A 21770-nucleotide genomic window follows, 5' to 3' on the forward strand; every position below is an offset into this window, starting at 1 on the left:
CCTCGGGTGCCGGAGGGGGCGGTGGCGGTGCCCCGCCGTCCGCCGGGGGCGGTGGCCCTTCCGGAGGTGGTTGCGTCGCCGGAGCCTGCGACGCCGGCTCGCGGGGCGGCGTCACGACCGGCTGTTGTTGCGGAAGGTGCTGATTGTTCGGCGGGATGGCGTCCGGCGGCGAGCTGGGCTCCGGCGCCTGAACCGGAATGGGCGGCATCGTGAGCCGCTCTTCGGGGATGTCCGGCGGTGGGACCGGGGGCTGACCGTTGATCAGCAGCTGCCCCTTGGCGTGGTTCACCAGCGTGGCCCAGCCCCCGTTGCCCAGGCTGGCGCCGATGCTGCAGGCGACCTCACGGCTGCCCGCCTGCCAGCTGGGCAGTGACACGGTGGGGTAGATCAGCGTCAGGGTGGTGGTGCGCAACTTGACCGGCGCGAGGAAGGTGTCGGTCATCTTGGTGCAGGAGTCTTTGATGAAGCCGTCCTGCTCGGGCTCGGCGGGCAGGGGGCCGCGGAACCTCTCACCGAGGTTGACCGTGCCCGTGATCTCCATCGCGTGCGGCGCGGCGCAGTCGACGGGAACGTCGATCGGTTGGTTGGTGGCCGGGTCGATGCTCAGGCAGGTGCCGGCGGGCCAGACCTTGGACTGGTCGATGTCGGCGACCTTGCCCTTGAATGCGGCCTGTTGGTTGTTCAGTCCGGGCAGCTGCAGGCCGCACAGCATGCGGCGCTCGCCGGCCTGGCGCCACGCCCGGTCACCCGACCACAGCATGCTGACGATGAACTTGCCGTTGGGATCGAACTTCGGCCCGAGGTAGCGGTGCGCAGCGGCCTCGCACTGTTCCTGGCTGATCTGCTGAATACGCGCGGGCGACGGCGGGGCCGCGTTGGGCCCGTATTCCGAGCCCGGGAACGTCCGCATGTCGACGGACTCGGCGACCTCGAACTTGTGGTCGTCCGCGCAGTTGACGATGCTCGCCGACTCCGGCGTGATGTCCGGCCACATCAGGCAGTCACCACTTTTGGCGCGGTTGAAGGCGGCGTCGCTCTTGGCTCCGGTGCTGGGCACCGGACCGCTGTCGAGGTAGCCGGCCAGCCGTCCCTGCCCGCCGCCAACCGGGATTGCGGTCACCAGTCCGGCGATCAGCAGGCCGCCGAGCGCGAAGAGGAGCAGCGCCCGCCTGGTCGCGGTCGCCTGCAAACCGCGCGGCCACTGGAACGCGGCAGCCGGAGCTCCCGCCTCCCCGGCGGCGCGGCCGGGTGGAGAAACTTCCGCTTCGGGGGTATCCAACATCGGCTCCATTCTGACAGGAGCCGCGGAGCCGCGTGACGGATGTGGCGCATGTGCGTCGTGTGATCGCCTGCGGGTGGTGCTGTGCGACGCCGTCCGTGGGCCAAAAGTAGTCTTCAGGCCGTGATCGACCTGAAGCTGCTTCGCGAGGATCCCGACGCCGTACGCCGTTCCCAACTCAGCCGTGGCGAAGACCCGGCGCTCGTGGACGCCCTGCTGACGGCCGACGCGAACCGCCGGGCCGCGATTTCGAACGGCGACGCCCTGCGCGCCGAACAGAAGTCCGCCAGCAAGAGCGTGGGCGCCGCGTCGGCCGAGGAGCGGCCGGCCAAGCTCGCGCGCGCCAAGGAACTCGCCGAGCAGGTGAAGGCCGCCGAAGCCGCCCAGACCGAAGCCGAGGCGGCGTTCACCGCGGCACACATGGCGATCTCCAACGTCATCATCGACGGAGTCCCGGCGGGCGGGGAGGACGACTTCGCGGTCCTCGACGTCGTCGGCGAACCCAGGGCGATCGAAAACCCCAGGGACCACTTGGAACTCGGTGAGGCGCTGGGCCTCATCGACATGCAACGCGGCGCCAAGGTGTCCGGCTCACGGTTCTACTTCCTGACCGGTCGCGGCGCACTGTTACAGCTCGGCGTGCTGCAGCTGGCGCTGCGGCTGGCCGTCGACAACGAGTTCATCCCGATGATCCCGCCGGTGCTGGTGCGCCCAGAAGTGATGGCGGGCACCGGATTTCTGGGCGCCCATGCCGACGAGGTGTATCGGGTGGAAGCCGACGACCTCTACCTGGTCGGCACCTCCGAGGTGCCGCTGGCCGGCTACCACGCCGACGAGATCCTGGACCTGTCCGGCGGGCCGCTGCGCTACGCGGGGTGGTCGTCGTGTTTCCGCCGCGAGGCCGGCAGCTACGGCAAGGACACCCGCGGCATCATCCGGGTGCATCAGTTCGACAAGGTGGAGGGCTTCGTCTACTGCACACCCGCCGACGCCGAGGCGGAGCATCAACGGCTGCTGGGCTGGCAGCGCGAGCTGCTCGCGCTCATCGACGTGCCGTATCGGGTAATCGACGTGGCCGCAGGCGATCTCGGCTCGTCGGCCGCGCGCAAGTTCGACTGCGAGGCGTGGGTTCCCACGCAGGGGGCCTACCGCGAGCTGACGTCGACGTCGAACTGCACCACGTTTCAGGCGCGCCGGCTGGCCACCCGCTACCGCGACGACAACGGCAAGCCGCAGATCGCCGCGACGCTCAACGGCACGCTGGGCACCACCCGGTGGCTGGTCGCGATCCTGGAGAACCACCAGCAGCCCGACGGCAGCGTGCGGGTCCCCGACGCGCTGGTTCCCTTCGTCGGCACCGAGCTGCTCGAGCCCGTCGGTTAAGGCCGGCTTGATCGCGCCGGCGTGTGCCCAAACGCGCGCCGGTAGGTGTCGATGAAGGCGCTGGGCGTGGCCCATCCGCATTCGGCGGCCACCGAGGTGACGTCGCGGTGCTCGGCCAACAGCATCAGCGCGTGGTGCAGCCGAAGTTGGGTGCGCCATTGCGGGAAGGTCATCCCCAGCTCGTCGCTGAACAGTCGGCTCAGGGTGCGCTGGCCGACGCCGATTTGCTCACCGATCTGCCGCAACGTCAAGGGCTCGGTCAGGTTGTCGGCGACCAACGCGCATGCCTGCCGCAAGCGGCCCTCGACCGGCGTGGGAATCCACAGTGGCTCACGGATGCTCGTGTTTTGCAGTTGGTCGTGCAACACGGCCAGCATCCGGTGATGCTCGTCGGTGTCGGTGCCCTCGGTTTGCGAACAGGCGATGATCAGTTCGCGCATCAGCGGATTGACCGCGAGCACGGTCGGTGTTGCCGGACCGCCCCGGTAGCGCTTCGGATCCAGCGCGACGCCGTGGAATTGCGTGTGGCCGTGGAACCGGTGCTCGTGCCAATGGCCGGCCGGTATCCAGATGGCGCGGTTCACCGGGGTGATCCAGGTTCCCGCCGGAGTGGTGACCGAGACCGCTCCCGAGGACGGGTAGACGATCTGGTGCAGCGGATGGCGGTGACGGTCGATCCGCGCTCCCGGCGGCAGCGATTGCGACGACGTCGCCAATCCGTGGTGGCCGTTTTCCGACATAACTCGGCAGAATATCGGAAGCTGGCCGCAGCGGGTAGGGCCTAGCGTTCTGCGTATGGCAATGAACCTCCTACACCGACGCCGGTGCAGCTCGGCCGACTGGGCGAAAATGGTGGCCGACGAGCTCCTGCCCTGGTCGCTACACCACGTCGAATTGGGCGCGCGCACACTGGAAATCGGCCCTGGCTATGGCGCGACGCTGCGGGCTCTGCTCGACCGGACCGGCTCGCTCACCGCCGTCGAAGTCGACGGTCCGATGGCCGATGAGCTGGACCGCCGCTATGGCGACCGGGCACGCATCATCCACGGCGACGGCACCAGCACCGGGCTGCCCGATGACCACTTCTCGTCGGTGGTGTGCTTCACGATGCTGCATCACGTGCCCAGCACGGGGCTCCAAGATCAGCTGTTCGCGGAGGCGTTTCGGGTGCTGCAACCCGGGGGCACCTTCGCCGGCAGCGACGGTGTGCCCTCCCTGGCATTCCGGCTGATCCACATCGCCGACACCTACAACCCGATCGCGCCGCCGGATCTCCGCCGGCGGCTTGGAGCGGCGGGATTCACCGACATCCGCGTCGACGCCAAGGGTGGCCGACAGAGATGGCGGGCGATCAAACCGCTCGCCGCGTGATGGCACCGAGGTGCCGGAGCCCTAGGCGAAGTCGGCGAATGTCGGGCTGCCCGCCTCGAGCGGGACGCGAGCGGCGCGCGCGGTGAAGCTGATCGCGTGATACCACCCGCACAGCATGGTGAGGTCGAGAACCTCGCGTTCGTCGAACTCGTCGCGCAGCGCCGCCCAGAGTGCGTTGTCGATGTCTCGGTGGTCGTAGAGCGCGTCGACGGCGCGGATCAACAACCGATCCCGCTCGCGGGCCCAGCACGCATCGCCGGCGAAGCCATGTGTCAAAGAGCGGACCTGATCGTCATCCAGCCCCGCTCGCGCGGCGAAAAACGCGACGTGGACGCCCCATTCGTATTCGCAGCCGCAGCGCGCGCAGGTTCGGTCGATCACGATTTCGCGATCGCGAAGCGACAGCGACAGAGCCCGGCTCAGCTCGTAGCTGCCCCAGAGCGTCATCGCCTCGGCCATCGGCAGGTTGCGCGCCACGGTGCGGAACAGCGCGATCGGCGGCACGCCCGGCGGCATCATCTTCTCCAGCTGTGCGGTCACCGCCGGCGGATGGGGCGGTTCCAGGGCGCCAATGCGAGGCGTTACGATTTCCGTAACCATGGAGAAGAAAGCTACGTTACGGAAACCGAAACGTCAACCGGCGGCCCGGCCCGGGCGGCCGGTGCGCGGATCGACCACCGGGCGCCCGATCATGGCCGCGCTGGACCTGCTCGGCCGGCGGTGGTCGCTGCGGGTGCTGTGGGAGTTGCGCGACGGACCGCTGGGAGCCAGGCCGTTGCGCGAGCGCTGCGACGGCATGTCGCCCAGCGTGCTGTACGAGCGCCTCGGCGAGCTGACGGTCGCGGGCCTCATCGCGCAGCGTGACGACCAGTGCTACGAACTGACCGGCCTGGGTCAGTCCCTGGGAGAGGCGCTGGCCCCGTTGGACGGTTGGGCCCGTCGCTGGGCCCGGGAAACGGGCTGAGCTCAGGCGCTCACCGTCTCGCGGGCCTGCTCGTGGCGGCGCTGCCGCTCGATGGTTGCGAAGTAGAAGGCGAACGCGAACGCGAAGCTGGTGAACAGGCTGGACACGAAGTACAGCCACGGGTGCCGCAGGCCCCGGCGATAGCCGTCGACAATGGTAAAAAGCGGCAGCAGAATGACATTCGCGATCGTGTAGTCCTGGCTGGCCGAGCTGGCGGCGGGATTGGTGAACATCAACTTCATGTATTCGACCCAACTGCCGTGTTCGCCCCACAGCGGATTGGTCGATCCCCCGTGCGAGTATTCCTCCACGTAGGTGATGTTGAAATACCAACCGAGCCCGACCGACGCGATGCCGACGACGTAGTACACGATTTCCATCGGCGAGAAGACCGGGCCGGTGGCGGGGCGGGCGAAAACCTTTGAGTTGGCCCTGACGATCCAGACGATGACCGCCAGTCCAAGTACCGCGTGCGTGAGTAGCGAGACCATGGGCGAAGTCTCGCTCGTGTTCCGAAGTTTTGTCAATATTGACACAACGTGAAGGGGTACGTTACTGGCATGGTCCGGCCCGCTCAGACGGCGCGCAGCGAGCGCACGCGCGAAGCGCTGCGCCAGGCCGCCGTGGTGAGATTCCTGGCCCAGGGCGTCGAGGAAACGTCGGCCGAACAGATCGCGGCGGACGCCGGGGTGTCGCTGCGGACGTTCTATCGTCACTTCCGTTCGAAACACGATCTGCTGTTTGCCGACTTCACCGGGCTGCACTGGTTTCGCGCCGCGCTCAACGACAGGCCGGCCGGCGAACCGATCATCGATTCGGTGCAGGCGGCGATCTTCGCGTTTCCGTATGACGTTGAAGCGGTTACCAAAATCGCCGCGCTGCGAGGCGGCGAGCTGGACCCGGGCCGCATCGTCCGGCACATCCAGGAAGTCCAGGCCGACTTCGCCGATGCCATCCAGGCGCAGCTGCAGCGCCGTAGCCGGACACCGCACCGCACGACGGATGAGCGGTTGCGCATCGCGGTGACCGCGCGCTGCATCGCTGCGGCCGTCTTCGGTGCGATGGAAGTCTGGATGCTCGGCGAGGACCGGTCCCTGGGGGAGCTGGCCAGGGTCTCCCACACGGCACTGGAATCGCTGCGCGCCGGCATCACCGACGCCTGGGCGCCCGACAAAGTTTCGTCATAATTGACAAAACTTTGCGTCCATGCCAGCCTGCGTGCGGAGGGACGACATGACCGGATATGACGCGATAGTTATCGGCGCCGGGCACAACGGCCTGGCCGCGGCGGTGCTGCTGCAGAAGGCGGGCCTGCGGACCGTGTGCGTGGACCCCAAGCTGTACGCCGGTGGGATGGCCTCGACGGTGGAGCTGTTCGACGGGTACCAGTTTGAGATCGCGGGGTCGGTGCAATTCCCGACGGCTTCGGTGGTCGTCGAGGAACTGGGCCTGGACACCCTGGAGACCATCGACCTGGACGTGATGTCGGTGGCCGTGCGCGGTGTGGGCGACGACCCGCTGGTCCAGTACAGCGACCCGGTCAAGCTGTTCACTCACCTCAACGAGGTGCACGGCGCGGACGCGGTCAACGGCATGGCGGGACTGATGGCCTGGAGCCAGGCGCCGACGAGGGCGCTGGGCCGCTTCGACGCGGGTGCGCCGCCCAAGACGCTGGACGAGATGTATGCCTGCGCCACAAACGAATTCGAACGCTCAGCCATCGATGACATGCTGTTCGGTTCGGTCACCGACATCTTGGACCGCTATCTTCCCGACCGCGAGAAGCACGGCGCCCTGCGCGGCTCGATGACGGTGCTGGCCGTCAACACCCTTTACCGCGGGCCGTCGACGCCGGGCAGCGCGGCCGCGCTGGCCTTCGGGCTGGGCGTTCCCGACGGGAACACCATGCAGATGAAGAAGCTCCGCGGCGGCATCGGCGCGCTCACGGCGCATCTGTGCACTCTTCTCGAGAGCCAGGGCGGCGAGGTCCGGCTGCGCACCAAGGTGACCGAGATCGTCGTCGCCGACGGCCGCGTGAGCGGGGTGCGGACCGAGGCCGGGGAGACGCTCACGGCTCCGATCGTCGTCTCCGGCATCGCGCCCGACGTCACGCTCAACGAACTGATCGATCCGGCCGCGCTGCCCGCCGACATCCGGGAACGCTATGCGCGAATCGATCACCGCGGCAGCTATCTGCAGATGCACTTCGCGCTCGATGAGGCCCCCGCCTTCAGCGCGCCGTACGAGGCCCTCAACGACCCGGCCATGCAGGCCTCCCTCGGCCTGTTCTGTACGCCGGAGGAAGTCCAGCGGCAGTGGGAGGATGCCCGGCGCGGGATCGTTCCGGCCGACCCGACGGTGGTGTTGCAGATCCCGTCGCAGAACGATCCGGACCTCGCGCCCGAGGGCAAGCACGCCGCGTCGGCGTTCGCGATGTGGTTCCCCATCGAGGGCGGTGCCGACTATGGCAAGGCAAAGGTCGAAATGGGTCAGCGGGTGATAGACAAGATCACCCGGCTCGCACCGAATTTCGAACGCAGCATCATCCGGCACACCACCTTCACGCCCAAGCACATGGGCGTGATGTTCGGCGCCCCGGGCGGCGACTTCTGCCACGGGCTGCTGAATCCCAATCAGATCGGCCCGAACCGGCCCGGCCCGAAAGGCTTTCTCGGTCAGCCGATTCCGATCGAGGGACTGTACCTGGGCAGCGCGGGTTGCCATGGGGGCCCGGGAATCACGTTCATCCCCGGCTACAACGCCGCTCTCGCTGCCCTGGTCGACCGCTAGTCTCTCGGCGCGGTATTAGGCGAGCCCGCTCAGCAACACGTCGAGCAGGGCGGTGAACTCGTCCGGGCGCGCCGGCGTGAACGCGGGGCTCGGCCAGGTTCCCGGGACGTCCAGGGTGATCAACGTCGACTTGAGCGGCCGCTGCACGTCCAGCGGCAGCCAGCGACGTAAGTCCGAGCTCCCCCAGATACGGAACCGCTGCATGAACATGCCCAGCGATTCGGCTTTGTACCCGCGGATCGTGGCCAACGCGATCACCTTGGAGGTACCGGAGGGAAAGTGATAGCGGCGCAACGTGATCGCCCTGCGGTCCAGCTGGACTAAACCGTCGTCATACGTCTCGCTCATGCCCGCGAGCTCCGCAGCTGATGACCCCGCGAGGTCAGGCACCGGCCGTCGTCCAGTCGCCACTGCCAGCCGTGCAGGTTGCAGGTCAGCGTGTTGCCTTCCACCACACCGAATTTCGATAGGTCGGCCTTGAGGTGCGGACAGCGGCGCTGAATCTCCCAGCCGTCCAGGGTGACCGAGGCGGAGTCGTCGTGGGTCTCGGCGAACCAACCGTCGGCGTAGGCGATCCGTTCGTCGGTGAGGCACTTGAAGAAGGTGTACAGGTACTCGTTGTAGCCACCGACCCGCCACGCGGTGAAACGGGTCGACAGGAAGATGGTGTTGACCCAGTCCGGCTCGCGGTCGCGCAGCACGGTGCGCACCAGCTCGGGCGCGATCGCGAAACCATAGCGAACCTTTTCGTCGGGAATCCGTTCGCGCACGGCTCGTTTCGGAAAGTCGAGGATCACGGTCTCCGGGCCGATCACCAGTTCGACGGGGTAGCCGATGCCGTCGCAGATTTCGTCGCTTTGCAGCATGATCGGCTCTAACAGCGCGCGCAGCCCGTCCAGCAGCGGCTCGCCGGTGGCGGGCGCCCAGCCGGCCCGCTCGGCCGCCAGGACGGGCGCCATCCGGTCGGCGTAGTCGGCGATGTAGGCCGCCTTGCCGGTGGTGAAGATGGCCTCCACCTCGGCGGTGGGTAGCGGGTGGCGCAGCGAATTCAGTTCCGTGCCGGTGAAGTCCGCGGTCGATCCGGGAATCATCAGCAGACCGCGATCGTGCCCGTGGCTGCGCATCTGGTCGAGGAACACCATTTGGTCGGGGAAGATGTTGGCCGGGTCGCCGTGATCGTCGTTGAGGTGGCGCAGCTCGGGGTCCAGGAAGCACGGCGGCCCCGCCGACGGCACCACCCAGGTCGCCCCCACCTGGGCGATGTATTGGCGGGCGCGGTCCATTTGGCGCTGCCGTTTCTGGGTGCCGAACGATTCCTTGGCGCGGGCCGGCATGTCGTAGACCATCGGGTACCAGATCGCCCCCGAGTACTGGAGCAGGTGCACGTCGATGTGGCCGAACTCGGATGTCAGCACATCCAAATCCACCGGCCGCGCATCGTTCATGTTGAAAACCGTTGTGGTGCCGTCGGAAACCACCAGCGCCGAATCGCCGATCGGGCCGTCCGCAGGTGCGCGCAGCGCGATGACCATGACGTCAAGGTCACCCTTGGGCCCGCTGATCCGGTGCTTGACCGAGTCGGTGGTCTCGACGAACCTGTGAAAGCCTAACTCCTGCAGCGCATTTCGCAGGTCGGGCACCGGGTAGTCGGGCAACAGCACCACCGCGTCTTTGTTGACGTGCGCGCTGAGGTGTTTCGCGTCGAAGTGGTCCTTGTGCAGGTGCGAGACGTAGAGGTAGTCACAGTCGCCGAGCGTGTCCCAGTCCAGCGCGCTGTTGTCCGGGAATGGAAACCAGGATGCGAAGTAGGCCGGATTCACCCAGGGGTCACACAGGATGCTGCCCGCATGGGTCTGGATCAGAAATCCGGCGTGACCTACGCTCGTGACCTGCACAAATGCCTTTCTCAGAGTTCTGGGAATCGCCCCAAGTTTAGCGTGGGGCCGCTGCCGCGACCCCGCGCACAGCCGGGAGCATTACGCTGAATGGCTGTGGAACCGGTATACGGGACTGTCATCCAGCTTGCCCGGTTGGTCTGGCGCCTACAGGGCCTGAAAATCACCGTGTCCGGGGTCGAGAACCTGCCGACCAGCGGCGGGGCCGTCGTCGCGATCAACCACACCGGCTACCTCGACTTCACCTTCGCCGGTTTGCCCGCCTACAAGCAGGGCCTGGGCCGCAAAGTGCGGTTCATGGCCAAGCAGGAGGTCTTCGACCACAACATCACCGGGCCGATCATGCGCAGCCTGCGGCACATCTCGGTGGACCGGCTGGACGGGGCCGCGTCGTACGAGGCCGCCGTCCGGATGTTGAAGGACGGCGAACTGGTCGGGGTGTACCCCGAAGCCACGATCAGCCGCAGTTTCGAGATCAAGGAGTTCAAGTCCGGGGCCACCCGGATGGCGATCGAGGCCGGCGTGCCGATCGTTCCGCACATCGTCTGGGGTGCGCAACGGATCTGGACCAAGGGCCATCCCAAGAAACTGCTTCGCCCGAAGGTGCCGATCACAGTGCTGGTCGGCGAACCGATCGCTCCGACGCTGGCGATCGAGGATTTGAAGGGCCTGCTGCACTCGCGCATGCAACACCTGCTGGAACGGGCGCAGGAACAGTATGGGCCGCATCCCGCCGGGGAGTTCTGGGTGCCGCACCGGCTGGGCGGTGGCGCCCCGTCGTTGGCCGAGGCGTCCCGCCTCGAGGCCGAGGAGGCGGCCGCGCGCGCGGCCCGTCGCGCCCAGGCCGCAGGAGCGTCGGAGTCGTAGTCGATGGTGGAGCCGACCTTCCGCACGCTCGAGATCATGGCGCAGCTGGTCGTCATGGCGACCGGCACGCAGATCACCTATCGCGGCGAGGAGAACGTTCCCGCCCACGGTGGCGCGGTGGTCGCGATCAATCACACCAGCTACGTCGACTTTCTGCCGGCCGCGCTGGCCATGCACCGCCGCGGCCGCCGACTGCGGTTCATGATCAAGGCGGAAATGCAGCGGGTGAAGGTCGTCAACTTCCTGATCAACCACACCAAGACCATCCCGGTGGATCGAGACGCCGGCGCCGCCGCCTATGCGGTGGCCGTAGAGCGGCTCCGCGAGGGGGAACTGGTCGGCGTCTACCCCGAGGCCACCATCAGCCGAAGCTTCGAGCTCAAGGAATTCAAGACCGGCGCCGCCCGCATGGCCCTCGAGGCCGATGTCCCGATCGTTCCCGTGATCGTCTGGGGCGCGCAGCGGATCTGGACCAAGGACCACCCGCGACACGTCGGCCGCCACAAGGTGCCGGTCATCGTGCAGGTGGGCCCGCCGCTGCGAGCCGCCGACGACGTCGCGCGAACCAACGCCGCGCTGCGGGACTCGATGACCGCGCTGCTGGATCGGGCCCAGCAGGGATATCCGCGTCCGCCCGGCGCCTATTGGGTGCCGCGCCGGCTGGGCGGCGGCGCACCGACGTTGGCCGAGGCGGCTCAGATCGAAGCCGACGAGGCCGCGGCCCGATTGGCCGATAAGGCCGCAAACCACACCCCGCATCGATCGCGGTAGGGCGAAGGAGAAGGACATGGCAAACGCCTTTTACCGGTTCGGCGAGTTGATCGTCCCGCCGGTCGTCGCAATGCAGGGAACCAAATTCACCTACCGCGGCCTGGAGAACATTCCGCAGCGCGGCGGAGCGATACTCGCCCAGAACCACACCAGCTATCTGGACTGGCTTCCGACGATGCTGGCCGTAAAGGAACGCGGCCGTCGCATGTACTTCATGATCAAGGCCGAGATGGGCGAGGTGAAGTCGGTCAACTACGTGATCAAGCACGCCCGGCTCATCCCGGTGGACCGCAGGCGCGGACACGACGCTTTCGACGTCGCCGTGCAGCGGCTGAGCGAGGGCGAACTCATCGGGATGCATCCCGAGGCGACCATCAGCCGCAGCTTCGAGCTCAGGGAATTCAAGACCGGTGCCGCGCGGATGGCGCTGGACGCCCGGGCGCCGATCCTTCCCGTGGTCGTCTGGGGCGCGCATCGGATTTGGCCCAAGGACCATCCGAAGAAGGTGTGGCGCAACAAGGTTCCGATCACCGTGGCGGTCGGGCGGCCACTGCCGCCCCACGGCACCCCGGAGCAAATCAACGTCGCGCTGCGCACCGCGATGACGGAGTTGCTCTATCAAGTGCAAGAGGAGTATCCGCACCCCGAGGGCGAGTACTGGGTTCCGCGGCGCCTCGGCGGCAGCGCGCCCAGCCGCGAAGATTCCCAGGCGATCCGGTTGTCCGAATTGCAGGAGCGGATCAAGCGGCACGGAACTGATGGCGTGACCCGTCCGGGGCAATCCCAAAGCGGATTGCATTGACCGACCCGATATTGCCGTCGCTCATCGCATGCGACGTCGACGGCACCTTGTTCGACGGAAACGAAACCATCTCCCCGCGCACCCGCGCTGCCATACGCGCCGCGGTGGCCGCGGGCGCTCGGTTCGTCGTGGCCACCGGCCGCCCCCCGCGCTGGATACGCCCGGTCGTCGACGCCCTCGGGTTCGCGCCAATGGCGGTGTGTGCCAACGGCGCCGTCGTCTACGACCCCGAGTCCGACCGGGTGGTGTCCGCACGCACGCTGTCCGTCGACACCCTTGCCGAGTTGGCCGAGATCGCGACGCGCTCCATCCCGGGCGTGGGGCTTGCCGTCGAGCGGATCGGCGAACGCGCGCATGACACCGCGACGCCTCAGTTCATCAGCTCGCCGGGCTACGAGCACGCGTGGCTCAACCCGGACAACACCGAGGTGTCGATCCAGGACCTGCTCAGCGCGCCGGCGATCAAGCTGCTGATCCGCAAGGCCGGTGCCCGCAGCGAGGACATGGCCGCCGAACTGACCAAGCACGTCGGCATCGAGGGCGACATCACCTTCTCCACCAACAACGGGCTGGTGGAGGTCGTCCCGCTGGGGATCAGCAAGGCCACCGGCGTGGAGGAGGTCGCCAAACCGCTGGGCATTGCCGATCACGAGGTGGTGGCCTTCGGGGACATGCCCAACGACGTGCCGCTGCTGCTGTGGGCGGGTCACGGCGTGGCGATGGGGAATGCGCATCCGGATGTGCGGGCCGCCGCCGATGAGGTCACCGCGACCAACGACGACGACGGGGTCGGGCGGGTGCTGGAACGCTGGTGGCTTTAGCCCTGCGACGGGCCCGGGAAGTTCACTGCCGCACGGGTAGCAAATGTGGCAGACTGCCCGCGTGCCCGCCTTTCGGCCCGTCGCGCCGCGTCACGCCGTCACCTACCTGAGGGGTGATGGGGCGGGCCGCGGCGATCTGTCCGGACCGAAGGACCGGTAGTGGGCTCCGAGGAAAAGCCGCCGAACGGCGGCGAGCCCGACAGCGACAAGCCCGCCCCGGCCGAGCCACCCGAGGGCGAAGACGCCCGGCCGGAGGAAGACGACTCCGCGCAGTACCCGTCCGGCGGCAGCATGGAATTCCAGGACGCGGCCACGACGAAGCCGCGGCCCGCAACGCCCGCCGAGTTGCGCGCGCGGGAGAAGTTCGCCAAGAAGCAGCAGGAGGCCGAAGAGGCGCGACTCGAAGCGGAAGCCAAGCGGCGCCGGCAGCGTCGGGTGCTGATGGGTTCCGCGGCCGCCGTCGGCGTGGTGGGAGTCGTTGCGGCTCTGGGATATTGGGCGTTGTCGGCGCCCACCGTGACCGCGCAGTGCGTCCGGGATGACCCGAATGGCCAGCCGGTGATCGTGCCGGACAGCTACTGCACCGATCACACGGCGGGCCTCAACGGCTTCTTCTTCTTCGGCGGGCACCAGTACCGCTACTACTACGGCAGCTCGGGATCGGTGGGTTCGCGCCCGATCGGCGGGACGACGAGCGCGCCCAAGGGCGCAACGATCAAGACCAAGTCGGGCTCCACCATTTCCCGCGGCGGGCTGGGCGGCAAGCTCGGCGGCGGCAAGGGCAGCGGTTCGTGAAGCGCGGCAGGGAAAAGCCGCGGCCGAACTGGCGGTCGATCGTCGAATCGCAGGGGCTGGTGTACGGAACACCGGCCCGTGACGCGCGCGGCGCGGACCGCCCGTATTGGGACGAGTCGGTGTACTACGAATTCGACATGGACGAGATCCTCGCGCTGGAAGCCGACGTCGAGCTGCTGCACTCGATGTGCCTGAACGCCGTCGAGCAGGTCGTGCTGATGGAGCGGTACGCGGATTTCGGCCTGCCGGAATGGAGTTGGCAGCCGATCGCCGAATCGTGGCGCCGTTCCGACCCCCATGTCTACGGGCGCTTCGACCTGCGCTACGACGGGAGACGCCCGGCGGTGCTGCTCGAGTACAACGCCGATACACCCACGACGCTGCTGGAAGCCGCCATCCTGCAATGGTATTGGCTCAAAGACAAGTTCCCCGGCGACGACCAGTGGAACTCGTTGCACGAACAGCTGGTCGCCCGTTGGAAGCAGTTGCGTGACCTGCTGCCCACCAACGAGCTGCACTTGAGTTGGTCCGGGGTGGAGGCCACCGGCGAAGACCAGATCACGACCACCTACATGCAGGAAACCGCGGCCGAGGCGGGCTTTTCGACCGTCGGCTTGGTGATCGAGGACCTGGGTTGGGACTCCGCCCTGCAGCGGTTCGTCGACCTGGAAGAGGATCCGATCCACGCGATCTTCAAGCTCTACCCCTGGGAGTGGGTGCTCGACGACGAGTTCGGCCACAACGTCGTGTCGAGCCTGCCGCAGACGATGTGGATCGAGCCGCTGTGGAAGACGCTGCTGTCGAACAAGGCGATCCTGGCCATGCTGTGGGAGATGTATCCGGGCCACCCGAACCTGTTGCCCGCATACATCGACGACCCGCACGAGCTCACCGAGTACGTCCGCAAGCCCAAGCTCGGGCGCGAGGGAGCGAACGTCACCGTCGTCGGCGCCGGATTGGAGACCGCCACCGGCGGGGTCTACGGCGAAGAGGGGTTCGTGTACCAATTGCTGGACCCGTTGCCGGAGTTCGACGACATGCGGCCCGCGCTGGGGGCCTGGATCGTCGGCGATTCGGCGGCCGGGCTGGGCATCCGCGAGACCGGCGGACTGATCACCGACGACGGCGCAGCCTTCGTCCCGCATCGAATCCCGCAGAAATGAACGGAGTTGATCATCGATGACAACAACAGCCGCGCTGAATTCGAGCTACTGGGATGCGGGCTACATGGCCGTGCTCGGCCGTGGTGCCGGAGCGATCTTCTTGTATGCGATCGTCGGCTTGGTGCTGATGATGATCGGGTTCTACGCGATCGACCTCACCACTCCGGGACCGCTGCGCAGCATGGTCGACGCGGGAAAGCCGAATGCCATCATCGTCGCTGCGGCCGGCATGGTCAGCATGGCGCTCATCGTCGTGCTGGCCATCTACTCGTCGTCGGGAAAGCTGCTCGAGGGGCTGGTGGGCTCAGCGGTCTTCGGGATCGTGGGGATCGTGGCGCAGGTGGTGATGATGCGGATCGCGGCGATGGTGATCGGGATCGACATGAACGCATTGTTCGCCTCCGACGAGTTCAACTACGAGGCGCTGATGGTGGCCGCGGCGCAGTTCGCGCTGGGCATCGTGGTGGCCGTCGCGATTCTTTGACGCTAGCGGGCGGGCTTGTCCCGCAGCGACTTCGGCGGGATCGTGGCTGCGACGAGCGTGTCGGCATCGATGGTGCGGGGCCGATAGGCCAGCGACGGCAATCTCGCTGACATCACGGCGAGGGGATCCTCGCAGATGTGGTCGAGCCCCGACAGGAATGCCCACTCGTGCTCGTCGCTGCCGAAATAGACTACGGTGTCGAATGTTTCGTGAAAGCGCCGCCACGACGCGCGCAGCGATTGGTTCCGCCACAGCGTCGGGCAGCCGGCCTGGCCGATGACGACGCAGCCGATCTTGCGGCACCGTGCCAGGAAGTCGGCGTCGTAGAGCCGGTTGTGCTGCGCGGGCGCCGTTCTCTCGTCGGGAAGGTCGACCACCACGATGTCATACGGCGCGCCGCACCGGGCGACGAAGTCCCAGCCGTCGCCGTAATGCATGGCGACAGGGCCGAGTCCGCTTTCCGCCCTGCGCAGTTCGTCCACCGTATAGCCGTAGGGCAGATGCTGTGCACACAGCCGGACCGCTTCGCGATCGATGTCGACGTGGTCGACGTGCGTCGCCCCGGCGGCGACGGCCAGCTGGCTCGCCACTCCCTCGCCGGACCCGACGACGAGGACCCGTTCGATGCGCGCCGCCAGCAGCAGCGCCGGCACCAGCAGCGCCTCGTGGTAGACGAGTTGACTGAACTCGGTGCTCTGACGCTCGCCGTCGGTGAACAGTGTTACTCCCTGTTCCGTCCGGCCGATCACCAGATGCTGAAACTCGGTGCGCACGTCGCAGCGGACGTCGGACAGGCGCCAGTTTCGGGTCAGCCCCGGGGCCAGATGCTCGCTGATCTCCCGGGTGGGTAGACCCTCCTCAGGCGCGTTCACGAAATGCGTTGGCAGCGGCGGCAATCCGTTGAAGGCAACCGACGCGTAGCTCGCGGTATACGCGCCGGCGTCGTCGATCTCGACCCGGTCGCCGGGCCGCAGCGTGACAGGAAGCGGATAGTGCCGGTAGAGCACGTCGTCGCCGTCGCACGTCGGGCCCGCGACGACGGCATCATCGAGCGGATCGCCGTCGCGGCCGGTCCGCAGGCGGTAGCGGATGTACTCGTTCTCGGTCTCGGCCAGACCCCCATAACGGCCGACGTCGAGGTACACCCAGCGCCGGTCGTCGGTACCGGTTCGGACCGCGACCACCTCGCAGCGGATCGTGCCGGCCGAACCGACGATCACCCGTCCCGGTTCGACCACGAGCCGCGGTGGTTTGGCGCCGAAGTGGCGCGTCAGCGCCGACATCAAAGCCTCGGCGAAGGCCTCGAGGGGTGGCGCGTCGGCGGCATACGCGAGGGGGAACCCGCCTCCGACGTTGATCGTCGTGAGATCGCCCACTGCGTCGAATACCGTTGCGGCGGTGCGTATTCCGAGCTCCCATGCGGCCGGGTCGAGTTGTTGCGACCCGACGTGGAACGACACGCCGTCGGGCCGCAGGCCGAGGCGGCGGGCGCCGCCGAGCAATTCCGCGGCCTGTGCGGGGGTGCAGCCGAACTTGTGGCCGAACGGCGTCACCGACGACGGGAAGCCCGCCGCAATGCGGCATTCCAATGCCGCCCCGGGCGCCTGGGCGGCGATCGCCGTCAGACGGTGCTCGGTGTCGATAGCAAACCGCCGAACCCCGTGCGCGTAAGCCCGAGCCACCTCCGTGGGTTTTTGGATCGTATTCCCGAAGCTCAGCAGGCTCCCGTCGATGCCGGCGGAAACGCACGCGTCGACCTCGCCGATGGAGGCAACGTCGAACGCGGCGCTCTCGCCGGCGAGCAGACGCAGGATCGGCTCGGCCGGGTTCGCCTTCACCGCGTAGCGGATCCGCGCGTCGGGCAACAAGGCCCGCAGCGTCCGGAAGTTCTCTCGCACCCGGTCGAGATCGATCGTCAAATACGGCGTCTCGGGCACAGCTCGCAGACTAATGCTCCGCGCACGCCGGCGAAACCTGGTCTAGGCGGCCGCCGGGTGCGCCGGCAGCGAGAAGTGTTCCGGCGGCACCGTCGGGCCGCTCGGCGGCTCGGTCGACAGCGGCGTGGCGATGCCGTCCACGACCTCGGTGATGTCCCCGGTCATCCGCTCGAAGTTCAAGGTGCCATGCTGGAAGTTCTGCGTAATCCGCAGGGGTTCTTGGATTTCCGCGCTCGTTGGCAACCCGAGCGGGCCGCGCTCGAAGCTCAGCGAGGCCCACGCCTCGTAGATCGCGCCGGTGACCGGCTGCGCGCCCGTCTCGGGTGACCAGTACATGGCGCCCCGGGCGAAGGTGGCATAGCGGGCGTCACCCTCGGCGCTGTCTTCCGGCGAGGTCGGCGCGCCGAGAACGCTGTTCATGCCGCCGATGGCCTGCCAGTGCTCGTAGATCGCGCCACCCTGCAGCGCCTTGATCAACTCCTCGGGCGGATCATTGAAATGCGATGCGATGTCCCGGATTTCGTCCATCAGTGCGTAGGCGGCGTTGCCCGGGCAATCGGTGTTGCCGACGTCGCGGTGGGTGAAGATGGTGGGCAGCGTCGCGACGGCCCCGGCCGGAAAGGTGGTGTAGTGGCTGCCCGCCGACTCGAGTGACACCGTGCCCTTGGGGTCGACGTCGTCCAGCCCCAGCCGCCAGCCCAGCAGCCGGCCCACGGTTCGCAGCTGCACCGGCGTCGGCGGTACGTCGTCGAAGTTGCCGATCATGGCCACACCCCAGGTGTTGCGGTTGAATCCGCCGGTGTGGACGCCCTCGACCGCCTTGGTCAGTCCACCGGCGCTGCCCTCGAACACCTGGCCGTATTTGTCCACCAACGCGTTGTAGGCGATGTCGCACCAGCCCAGCGTCTTGCTGTGGTAGGTATAGATGGCCTTGACGATCCCGGCCGATTCCAGCGGCGAGTAGTCGTTGCTGCCCGCGGTGTGGTGGATGACCGCGGCGCGAATCCCGTTGTCGTACTGGGGGCTACCGCACCGCAGCGATTCGTCGGCGCCCCATTCGGCCCGGCTGATGATCGGGGGCGCCTGCCCCGGCATCACGACGCCGGACGGCGGCGTCCACTGTGTGTGGGCCGGCGCTTGCGGCGGGGAGATGAGGATCGCGGAGATGTTCTGGCCGAACGGCTGTTCCCTGGACGCCGGCTTGTATCCGAGGTCGTTTGACGCCGGCTCGCCGCTCGGCGGTGACCCCGCCCCCACCGCCGCGTCGAGGGGGCGGGTGACCGCGATCTGCACCGTGGTGGTGGTGCCGACGAACACCGGATCCGTGCTGCGAGGGCCTTCGGACGGGCCGGCCGCCGGCGGCGACCCGGCGGATCCCGCGGCGCCGGCGTCGTCGGGTGCGGCGGTTTCGTACTCCGTCTGATACCAGGGGCCCCACGACCCGTCGGGCCGCCTTGCCCGCACCCGCGTCGAGGTGCCGGCCAGGTCGCCGGTCAGCGCGACCAGCGAGAAGGGCTGGTCCTGGCTGACTTCACGGACCGTGACACCGGCCCCGAGCCCGATCAGCGGTTGCTCGCTCAGCTGGGTGTCGTGAGCCGGGCCCGTGGCGTGGACGCCGCGATCGTGGGTCGCCTCCCCCACCGCCGAGACGATGACGACTGTCGCCGCGATAGCGGTGAGCAGCATCGTTGGCGTGCGACTACGAGACGACACCAGCTGATGTTACGTGTGTGCCTATTGTTATTCGTGAGGCGACACGATGTATGCAGTGTGGAAACTCACGAAAACCTGTTCGACGGCACCGCAGAGGTGTTGTCGCCGGGCGGGTGGCTAGCTCCCCGAATCCGCGCGTGACTCTGCGGTGCCGTCAGGTGACAGGTCCCCCGAAGCTCTAGACCGGAGGCAACGCCGGCGCGGCGGCCGGCAAAGCACCGGCGGCCGCCGGCAGGGCACCGGCCGCGGCACCCGGCAAGGCACCCGCGGCACCCGGCAGGGCAGCCGCGGCACCCGGGAGAGCGCTCGCCGCGCCCGGCAGGGCACTGGCCGCGCCCGGCAGGGCACTGGCCGCGCCCGGCAGGGCACTCGCCGCGCCCGGCAACGCGCCGGCTGCGGCCGCTGGTGCGCCCGCGCCACCGTGGACACCCTGCATGATCGCGGGCATCACCAGACCCTTGAGCAGGTCGATGGCCTGACCGGCGCCCAGCTGGTTGGCGGCTTGCATCATGTCGTTGACGAGCCCGCCACCGCCGCTGCTACCGCCGCTGGTACCGGCACCGCCGAGGCCGCCCGTCCCGATCGGCGAGGCGCCGCCCAATGTCGACGGGTCACCAAGGATCGGGTAGGTGCCGTCGGCACCCGGGTCCAATCCGGCCGGCGCGGCGCCGATCGGCACCTCGCTCGGAGTGACCCCGGTGCCGCCCAGGCCCGGCGCCAGTCCAGTCGGACTGGTCAGACCCGGGTTAGACAGCGCGGGGTTCATCCCCGCGCCCGGCGTGGTCGGCAGCGCACCCGGTGCGGTCAGCCCGGGCGTCCCGGGCGTCGTGCCCGGGTTGGCCAGCCCCGGCGTGCCAAAACCCGGTGCACCCAGACCCGGGGTGGTCGGCGCCGGTGTACCCAGGCCCGGGGTACCCAGGCCCGGGGTACCAACGCCCGGACTGGTCAGCGCGGGACTGGTCAGGCCAGGACTGGTCAGGCCAGGACTCGTCAGGCCCGGCGTTCCCAGGCCAGGGCTGGTGAGGCCCGGGCTTGTCAGGCCGGTGGTGGTGCCGCTGTTGCCGCTCAACGCGGGCACCGGCGGCAGGTTGATCCCGAACTGCGACAGGCCCTGCGACAACGCGCCCATCAGCTCGCTGGGCAGGTCGCTCATCACCGCCGCTTGCTTGAATTCGCGGTGCTCGGGCTTGCTGCCCGCCGTCGATTCGTAAACCAGGAAGTATGCGCAAGGACTCGCGACTGCCAGGGCGGCGACCGCGCTCATGGCTGTCGAGAGCTTGCGTCGGCGTCGGTTCGGCACGGAAGTCTCCTCAATCTGGACTATGTGTTTCCTCGGCGTGTGCTGCCCGTCCTATCCGGCATGAACCACACAGAGTCGATGGTACGAGTGAGATTGCTGTGGCTAGAGTGGTGATATTGAATCGTGAGGCAATTGCGACCTTGGCGGTAACCTCCGGGCCCTCGCATGGCGTCGCCGAGTCGGGATACGCGGCGGGGTCAGATACCCTAGGCAACCGATGACAGCTCGTTTTGACCTCTTCGTCGTCGGCTCTGGATTCTTCGGCCTGACCATTGCCGAGCGCGTGGCTACCCAACTCGGCAAGCGCGTGCTGGTCGTCGAACGGCGTCCGCACATCGGCGGCAACGCGTACTCCGAGGCCGAGCCCCAGACGGGTATCGAGGTCCACAAGTACGGCGCGCACCTGTTCCACACCTCTAATAAGAGGGTCTGGGACTACGTGCGCCAGTTCACCGACTTCACCGACTACCGGCACCGCGTCTTCGCGATGCACAACGGGCAGGCATACCAGTTCCCGATGGGGCTGGGCCTGGTGTCGCAGTTCTTCGGCAAGTACTTCACCCCGGCGGAGGCGCGGCAGCTCATCGCCGAACAAGCCGCCGAGATCGACACCGCGGACGCGCAGAACCTGGAGGAGAAGGCCATCTCACTGATCGGCCGGCCCCTCTACGAGGCGTTCGTCAAGGGATACACGGCCAAGCAGTGGCAGACCGACCCCAAGGAGTTGCCCGCGGCCAACATCACCCGGCTGCCGGTCCGCTACACCTTCGACAACCGCTACTTCAGCGACGTGTACGAGGGGCTGCCGGTCGACGGCTACACCGCCTGGTTGCAGAACATGGCCGCCGACGACCGCATCGAGGTCAGGCTGGACACCGACTGGTTCGACGTCCGGGATCAGCTGCGCCGGGAATCCCCGTCGGCCCCGGTCGTCTACACCGGTCCGCTGGATCGCTACTTCGACTACTCCGAAGGCCGGCTGGGTTGGCGCACACTGGACTTCGAAGTGGAAGTGTTACCCATGGGTGATTTCCAGGGGACGTCGGTGATGAACTACAACGATCTCGACGTGCCCTACACCCGCATCCACGAGTTCAGGCACTTCCATCCCGAGCGGGACTACCCGGCCGACAAGACGGTGATCATGCGGGAGTACTCCCGGTTCGCCGGGGACGACGACGAGCCCTACTATCCGATCAATACCGAGTCCGACCGCGCCTTGCTGGCCGCCTATCGGGAGCGGGCGAAATCCGAAACCGCGTCGTCGAAGGTGTTGTTCGGCGGCCGGCTGGGCACCTATCAGTATCTGGATATGCACATGGCCATTGCCAGCGCACTGAACATGTACGACAACGTCCTCGCGCCGCACCTGCGCGACGGCACGCCACTCGAGGAGGGTGCGCGCGGATGACCCGTGCCGGCGACGACGCAGAAC

General features: G+C 67.7%; 22 protein-coding genes. 13 read left to right on the top strand and 9 right to left on the bottom strand.

Features of this window, described 5'->3' with window-relative positions:
- On the bottom strand, positions 1 to 1282 hold a 1282-nt coding region (locus ACQI5H_RS14280; RefSeq protein ID WP_427080014.1), incomplete at its 3' end, for a septum formation family protein.
- Positions 1283 to 1402: 120 nt separating this feature from the next.
- Here ACQI5H_RS14280 and serS point away from each other — a divergent pair.
- The gene (gene serS / locus ACQI5H_RS14285; RefSeq protein ID WP_427080015.1) at positions 1403 to 2662 is read left to right on the top strand and encodes a serine--tRNA ligase; all 1260 of its coding nucleotides are present in this window, start codon (positions 1403 to 1405) and stop codon (positions 2660 to 2662) included.
- Here serS and ACQI5H_RS14290 read toward each other — a convergent pair.
- Positions 2659 to 3402: an AraC family transcriptional regulator gene (locus ACQI5H_RS14290; protein ID WP_427080016.1), complete on the bottom strand. Its 744-nt coding sequence runs from the start codon at positions 3400 to 3402 to the stop codon at positions 2659 to 2661. The two genes, serS and ACQI5H_RS14290, sit on opposite strands and share 4 nt — an antisense overlap.
- A gap of 55 nt (positions 3403 to 3457) precedes the next feature.
- Here ACQI5H_RS14290 and ACQI5H_RS14295 point away from each other — a divergent pair, with 55 nt between their 5' ends.
- Entirely contained in the window at positions 3458 to 4033 is a 576-nt protein-coding gene (locus ACQI5H_RS14295) for a class I SAM-dependent methyltransferase (protein WP_427080017.1), read from the top strand.
- 21 nt (positions 4034 to 4054) lie between these two features.
- On the opposite strand, the gene ACQI5H_RS14300 is transcribed toward ACQI5H_RS14295, so the two are convergent.
- Positions 4055 to 4633 carry a carboxymuconolactone decarboxylase family protein gene (locus ACQI5H_RS14300; protein WP_427080018.1) on the bottom strand — a complete coding sequence of 193 codons (579 nt, stop codon included), beginning with the start codon at positions 4631 to 4633 and terminating at the stop codon, positions 4055 to 4057.
- Between ACQI5H_RS14300 and ACQI5H_RS14305 the strand changes: the two genes are divergently transcribed.
- Complete coding sequence (locus ACQI5H_RS14305) at positions 4632 to 4997, top strand: winged helix-turn-helix transcriptional regulator (RefSeq protein ID WP_427080019.1); 366 nt, start codon at positions 4632 to 4634, stop codon at positions 4995 to 4997. The genes ACQI5H_RS14300 and ACQI5H_RS14305 overlap by 2 nt on opposite strands.
- 2 nt (positions 4998 to 4999) lie before the next feature.
- On the opposite strand, the gene ACQI5H_RS14310 is transcribed toward ACQI5H_RS14305, so the two are convergent.
- Positions 5000 to 5488: a DUF2834 domain-containing protein gene (locus ACQI5H_RS14310; RefSeq protein ID WP_427080020.1), complete on the bottom strand. Its 489-nt coding sequence runs from the start codon at positions 5486 to 5488 to the stop codon at positions 5000 to 5002.
- Between the two features lie 69 nt (positions 5489 to 5557).
- Here ACQI5H_RS14310 and ACQI5H_RS14315 point away from each other — a divergent pair, with 69 nt between their 5' ends.
- Both ACQI5H_RS14315 and ACQI5H_RS14320 read left to right on the top strand, forming a co-directional pair.
- On the top strand, positions 5558 to 6184 hold the full coding sequence (locus tag ACQI5H_RS14315) for a TetR/AcrR family transcriptional regulator (protein WP_427080021.1): 627 nt from the start codon (positions 5558 to 5560) through the stop codon (positions 6182 to 6184).
- A gap of 46 nt (positions 6185 to 6230) precedes the next feature.
- Positions 6231 to 7787: a phytoene desaturase family protein gene (locus ACQI5H_RS14320; protein ID WP_427080022.1), complete on the top strand. Its 1557-nt coding sequence runs from the start codon at positions 6231 to 6233 to the stop codon at positions 7785 to 7787.
- Positions 7788 to 7802: 15 nt separating this feature from the next.
- On the opposite strand, the gene ACQI5H_RS14325 is transcribed toward ACQI5H_RS14320, so the two are convergent.
- Positions 7803 to 8135: a hypothetical protein gene (locus ACQI5H_RS14325; RefSeq protein WP_427080023.1), complete on the bottom strand. Its 333-nt coding sequence runs from the start codon at positions 8133 to 8135 to the stop codon at positions 7803 to 7805.
- A complete protein-coding gene (locus ACQI5H_RS14330) occupies positions 8132 to 9682 on the bottom strand; it encodes a Rieske 2Fe-2S domain-containing protein (protein WP_427080024.1) in 1551 nt (516 codons plus the stop codon). The genes ACQI5H_RS14325 and ACQI5H_RS14330 overlap by 4 nt, the downstream gene beginning before the upstream one ends.
- Before the next feature lie 96 nt (positions 9683 to 9778).
- Here ACQI5H_RS14330 and ACQI5H_RS14335 point away from each other — a divergent pair, with 96 nt between their 5' ends.
- The 7 genes from ACQI5H_RS14335 to ACQI5H_RS14365 all read left to right on the top strand — a co-directional run bounded on the left by ACQI5H_RS14335 (position 9779) and on the right by ACQI5H_RS14365 (position 15385).
- The gene (locus ACQI5H_RS14335) at positions 9779 to 10549 is read left to right on the top strand and encodes a lysophospholipid acyltransferase family protein (RefSeq protein WP_427080186.1); all 771 of its coding nucleotides are present in this window, start codon (positions 9779 to 9781) and stop codon (positions 10547 to 10549) included.
- 3 nt (positions 10550 to 10552) lie between these two features.
- Entirely contained in the window at positions 10553 to 11320 is a 768-nt protein-coding gene (locus tag ACQI5H_RS14340) for a lysophospholipid acyltransferase family protein (RefSeq protein ID WP_427080025.1), read from the top strand.
- A 16-nt stretch (positions 11321 to 11336) separates the two neighbouring features.
- Entirely contained in the window at positions 11337 to 12122 is a 786-nt protein-coding gene (locus ACQI5H_RS14345; protein ID WP_427080026.1) for a lysophospholipid acyltransferase family protein, read from the top strand.
- Positions 12119 to 12943, top strand: a complete 825-nt coding sequence (locus tag ACQI5H_RS14350) for an HAD family hydrolase (RefSeq protein ID WP_427080027.1) — start codon at positions 12119 to 12121, stop codon at positions 12941 to 12943. Before ACQI5H_RS14345 ends, ACQI5H_RS14350 begins: the two co-directional genes overlap by 4 nt.
- 159 nt (positions 12944 to 13102) lie before the next feature.
- The gene (locus ACQI5H_RS14355; protein ID WP_427080028.1) at positions 13103 to 13738 is read left to right on the top strand and encodes a hypothetical protein; all 636 of its coding nucleotides are present in this window, start codon (positions 13103 to 13105) and stop codon (positions 13736 to 13738) included.
- The gene (locus tag ACQI5H_RS14360; protein WP_427080029.1) at positions 13735 to 14901 is read left to right on the top strand and encodes a glutathionylspermidine synthase family protein; all 1167 of its coding nucleotides are present in this window, start codon (positions 13735 to 13737) and stop codon (positions 14899 to 14901) included. The genes ACQI5H_RS14355 and ACQI5H_RS14360 overlap by 4 nt, the downstream gene beginning before the upstream one ends.
- A 16-nt stretch (positions 14902 to 14917) precedes the next feature.
- Positions 14918 to 15385, top strand: a complete 468-nt coding sequence (locus ACQI5H_RS14365; RefSeq protein WP_427080030.1) for a DUF350 domain-containing protein — start codon at positions 14918 to 14920, stop codon at positions 15383 to 15385.
- A gap of 2 nt (positions 15386 to 15387) precedes the next feature.
- On the opposite strand, the gene ACQI5H_RS14370 is transcribed toward ACQI5H_RS14365, so the two are convergent.
- The 3 genes from ACQI5H_RS14370 to ACQI5H_RS14380 all read right to left on the bottom strand — a co-directional run bounded on the left by ACQI5H_RS14370 (position 15388) and on the right by ACQI5H_RS14380 (position 20335).
- Complete coding sequence (locus tag ACQI5H_RS14370) at positions 15388 to 17322, bottom strand: alanine racemase (RefSeq protein ID WP_427080031.1); 1935 nt, start codon at positions 17320 to 17322, stop codon at positions 15388 to 15390.
- A gap of 42 nt (positions 17323 to 17364) precedes the next feature.
- Positions 17365 to 19035, bottom strand: coding sequence for an N-acetylmuramoyl-L-alanine amidase (locus ACQI5H_RS14375; protein ID WP_427080032.1), 1671 nt, complete (start codon positions 19033 to 19035; stop codon positions 17365 to 17367).
- A 178-nt stretch (positions 19036 to 19213) separates the two neighbouring features.
- The gene (locus tag ACQI5H_RS14380) at positions 19214 to 20335 is read right to left on the bottom strand and encodes a PirG (RefSeq protein WP_427080033.1); all 1122 of its coding nucleotides are present in this window, start codon (positions 20333 to 20335) and stop codon (positions 19214 to 19216) included.
- A 217-nt stretch (positions 20336 to 20552) separates the two neighbouring features.
- Between ACQI5H_RS14380 and glf the strand changes: the two genes are divergently transcribed.
- Positions 20553 to 21746 (top strand): UDP-galactopyranose mutase, encoded by a 1194-nt coding sequence (gene glf, locus ACQI5H_RS14385; RefSeq protein WP_427080034.1) that lies wholly within the window; start codon positions 20553 to 20555, stop codon positions 21744 to 21746.
- The last annotated feature ends 24 nt before the right edge of the window (positions 21747 to 21770 follow it).

This window comes from Mycobacterium heidelbergense, assembly GCF_050205645.1.
Classification (GTDB): Bacteria; Actinomycetota; Actinomycetes; order Mycobacteriales; family Mycobacteriaceae; genus Mycobacterium; species Mycobacterium heidelbergense_A.

Bases quoted from the DNA above. Each gene is read 5' to 3' on its own strand.
- ACQI5H_RS14325 (WP_427080023.1), bottom strand. From the start codon at position 8,135: ATGAGCGAGACGTATGACGACGGTTTAGTCCAGCTGGACCGCAGGGCG.
- ACQI5H_RS14305 (WP_427080019.1), top strand. From the start codon at position 4,632: ATGGAGAAGAAAGCTACGTTACGGAAACCGAAACGTCAACCGGCGGCC.
- ACQI5H_RS14300 (WP_427080018.1), bottom strand. From the start codon at position 4,633: ATGGTTACGGAAATCGTAACGCCTCGCATTGGCGCCCTGGAACCGCCC.
- ACQI5H_RS14290 (WP_427080016.1), bottom strand. From the start codon at position 3,402: ATGTCGGAAAACGGCCACCACGGATTGGCGACGTCGTCGCAATCGCTG.
- ACQI5H_RS14320 (WP_427080022.1), top strand. From the start codon at position 6,231: ATGACCGGATATGACGCGATAGTTATCGGCGCCGGGCACAACGGCCTG.
- ACQI5H_RS14315 (WP_427080021.1), top strand. From the start codon at position 5,558: ATGGTCCGGCCCGCTCAGACGGCGCGCAGCGAGCGCACGCGCGAAGCG.
- ACQI5H_RS14365 (WP_427080030.1), top strand. From the start codon at position 14,918: ATGACAACAACAGCCGCGCTGAATTCGAGCTACTGGGATGCGGGCTAC.
- ACQI5H_RS14345 (WP_427080026.1), top strand. From the start codon at position 11,337: ATGGCAAACGCCTTTTACCGGTTCGGCGAGTTGATCGTCCCGCCGGTC.
- ACQI5H_RS14310 (WP_427080020.1), bottom strand. From the start codon at position 5,488: ATGGTCTCGCTACTCACGCACGCGGTACTTGGACTGGCGGTCATCGTC.
- glf (WP_427080034.1), top strand. From the start codon at position 20,553: ATGACAGCTCGTTTTGACCTCTTCGTCGTCGGCTCTGGATTCTTCGGC.
- ACQI5H_RS14340 (WP_427080025.1), top strand. From the start codon at position 10,553: ATGGTGGAGCCGACCTTCCGCACGCTCGAGATCATGGCGCAGCTGGTC.
- ACQI5H_RS14295 (WP_427080017.1), top strand. From the start codon at position 3,458: ATGGCAATGAACCTCCTACACCGACGCCGGTGCAGCTCGGCCGACTGG.